This window comes from Sphingomonas sp. 66-10, assembly GCF_001897045.1.
GTDB classification, from domain to species: domain Bacteria; phylum Pseudomonadota; class Alphaproteobacteria; order Sphingomonadales; family Sphingomonadaceae; genus Sphingomonas; species Sphingomonas lycopersici.
Genome location: NZ_MKRR01000092.1, coordinates 1 through 3,145 on the forward strand (window position 1 = coordinate 1; position 3,145 = coordinate 3,145).

A 3,145-nucleotide genomic window follows, 5' to 3' on the forward strand; every position below is an offset into this window, starting at 1 on the left:
CTTGACGAGAATTTGATCGTGCTGTCGATCGTATTGTTTCCGATATCGAAGCCAAGCGCCTTCAAACCGGCGGTCCCGGTGTAGAGATAGGTGTTGTTAAGCGAGTTGTTGTTGTCGACCACCCCCTCCACCGGGTTTTTCATCCCGGATCCGCTCAGGGTTCCGTCGCTTCCGACGGGTCGGATCACGTTCAGACCCCCCGCGGCGCTTAATGGCACCAGACTCGCCACCGCACTGGCATCGAGCGCTGTCGCTGCGTTCGCCGCGAGCGCCTGATAAACCGCCCGTGTCGATGCGCTGGTGTAGTTGTTATAAGTGATGGCCGCTGAGCCGGAAGACAGTTTCTCGAATGAAACGGCGATGTTGATGTTCTGCATATTATCGCTGCCGGAAAGTATCGTATTCCAGTAATTCGCGGCTTTCCGAATTGAATAGAGCGCACGCGTACCGTTCGCGGTCGTCGTGAAACTACTGTCCGGGCGCAAAATGATCTTGATCGCACCGGCTGGCGTGGCCGATAAAACGGTCCCCGAAATCGCCAAAGCGATAAACAAGCTGCTCCGCAATGCCGCCATATGCTCTTCCCCTCCTTCGGCGGAGAGAGAATAGGGTTAACGCAGAAAAACCATTTGATCGGGGTCAAATGGTGCGCGCTGGGCGCATCGCCAAAAAAAAGCGCTCCGCGTGGGGGCGGAGCGCCTGTCGTTTCGCAATCGGGGTCAGCCGGCGAAGCGCACCTTCGGCTGGCGCGCGCGAACGCGCAGCGCGCCGCCGATGAAGCCGAACCCCATGATCATCATCGCCCAGGTCGACGGTTCCGGCACCCCCGCCAGCCCGGCGAGACGGAAGATGTCGGCCGAGCTGAATTCATATCCCTTGTTCTTGAGGATATCGAATTTGAGGTTGTAGCCGATCGCGTCGAACGCGGCGAGGTCGTTCGAGGTGACGATCCCGAGCTGGCAATAGCCCGAGCTCGGATCCATCACGCCGACCTGCTGCGGCGAGGGGATGAAGCAATTGTTCTGGTCGTAATAGCCGGTGCCTTCCTTCCAGTGCGAGGTCTGGTCGCCATCGCCGTTGTAGCGCCCGGTGGCGAACTGCGAATAGCTGCCGTCGCCGTTGAACGGATTGACCCCGTCGACCGTGAACAAGGCGTTGCGGTTGGGATCGAGCTGGATGTAGCGCTCGCCGGTCGCCGGATCGAACCCGGACGCCCCGCCATTGGCCGAGCGGCGGAACAGATCGAGCACCGACAGCACCGATTCATTGTCCCAGTTGATCCCGGTCTCGCCCGCGCCGGGGCCCTTGCCGCCGTAATAATCGTAATAATCCGAGCCACTGACGAAGCCCAGCGCGTGGCCGAGCTCATGCACCGCGACCGCGGTGAAATCCTCGGTGCCGACCGAGATGCCGTCGGTCGGATCGAAATCGAACGCGAAGTTCGAGCTGAAGGTGATATTGGCGTCGATCGCTGAATTGCCGACGTCATAGCCGAGCGCCTTCAGGTTGGCGCCGTTCGCGTAGAGGTAGCGGTTGTTGTAGCTGTCGTTATTGTCGAACACGCTGCCGGTGGTGATGTTCAGCCCGCCCCCGGTGAGCGTGCCGTCGAGCCCCGGCGCGCGGCGATAGCCGATGCCGCCCGCGGCGGTGAGCGGGACGAGGCTGTTGACCGCGCTGGCGTCGAGCGCGCCGCCGGCGTTCGCCGCGAGCGACTGATAGACCGACGCGGCCGACACGTCATAGGCGTAGCTGCGGGTCGATCCGAGGATATTCGGGGCGAGCGAGGCGAACGACACGTTGATGTTGATATTCTGCATGCCGCTCGCGCCGCTGAGCGTCTGGTTCCAGTAATTGGCGGCTTTCTGGAAGGCGAAGAGTGCCGCGGCGCCATTGGGTGAATTGGAGAAGGTGGAATCGGGCCGGAGGATGATGTTGACGGCCGCCGCGGGTGTGCTGGCGAGGCCGATCCCCGATACGGCCGACACGACAAGCAATGCGTTTTTCAACGTCTTCATATGCTTCCCCTGATTGATTGTGGGACGGATCTGCGCCCGCCTTATGTGGTTAACAATCAGTTAATTGGAGAAGGGCGTCAATTCGGTTTCGATGGCCGATCGGCGGAATTACAATCACTTCGGCTACAAAAAAGGGCGCCGTGTCGCACACGGCGCCCCTTGCTCGACGGTGGCTGGTCGCGCGCCGCTCAGGCGGCGAGCTTGCGCAGCACGTATTGCAGGATGCCCCCGTTGAGGAAGTAATCCAGCTCGTTGACGGTATCGATGCGGCAGCGCGCGACGAAGGTCTCGCTGCTGCCGTCCGCGCGGGTGAGCGTCACCTCGACGTCCTGGCGCGGGCGCAGGCCGCCGACGTTGCGGATCGTGAAGGTCTCCGACCCGTCGAGCTTGAGCGTCTTGCGATCCACGCCCTCGGCGAATTGCAGCGGCAGCACGCCCATCCCGACGAGGTTGGAGCGGTGGATGCGCTCGAAGCTCTCCGCGATCACCGCGCGCACGCCGAGCAGATTGGTGCCCTTTGCCGCCCAGTCGCGCGACGAGCCGGTGCCATATTCCTTGCCCGCGACGATCACGAGCGAGGTGCCGTCCGCCTTGTAGCGCATCGCCGCGTCGTAGATCGGCATCACCTCGCCGTCATACTTGGACATGCCGCCCTCGACGCCCGGCACCATCTCGTTGCGGATGCGGATGTTGGCGAAGGTGCCGCGCATCATCACTTCGTGATTGCCGCGGCGCGCGCCATAGCTGTTGAAGTCCGCCTTGGCGACCTGATGCTCCTGCAGATAGATGCCCGCCGGGCTGTCCGCCTTGATCGAGCCGGCCGGGGAGATATGGTCCGTGGTGATCGAATCGCCCAGGATCGCCAGCGGCTTGGCCTCGATGATGTCGGTCACCGGCTTGGGCGTCATCCCCATCCCGTCGAAATAGGGCGGGTTGGCGACATAGGTGGAGCCGGCGCGCCACTTATAGGTATCGCTGCCCTCGACCTGGATCTCGCGCCACTTGGCGTCGCCGGCATAGACGTTGCCGTAGCGCGAACGGAACATCGCATCGTCGATGTTCGCGGTCATCAGCGAATTGACCTCGTCGTTGGTCGGCCAGATGTCCTTGAGATAGACGTCGCTGCCGTC

At 62.3% G+C, this 3,145-nt stretch carries 2 protein-coding genes and 1 pseudogene; all 3 read right to left on the minus strand.

Annotated features, from left to right (window positions below; all coding sequences use genetic code 11):
* Nucleotides 1-575, minus strand: a 575-nt coding sequence (locus tag BGN95_RS07365) for a hypothetical protein (protein WP_286772134.1), incomplete at its 3' end; no start/stop codon positions are given.
* 144 nt (nt 576-719) lie between these two features.
* The gene (locus tag BGN95_RS07370; RefSeq protein ID WP_265269090.1) at nt 720-2,015 is read right to left on the minus strand and encodes an NF038122 family metalloprotease; all 1,296 of its coding nucleotides are present in this window, start codon (nt 2,013-2,015) and stop codon (nt 720-722) included.
* 188 nt (nt 2,016-2,203) lie between these two features.
* A pseudogene (locus tag BGN95_RS07375) lies at nt 2,204-3,145 on the minus strand (aconitate hydratase); the annotation flags it as partial.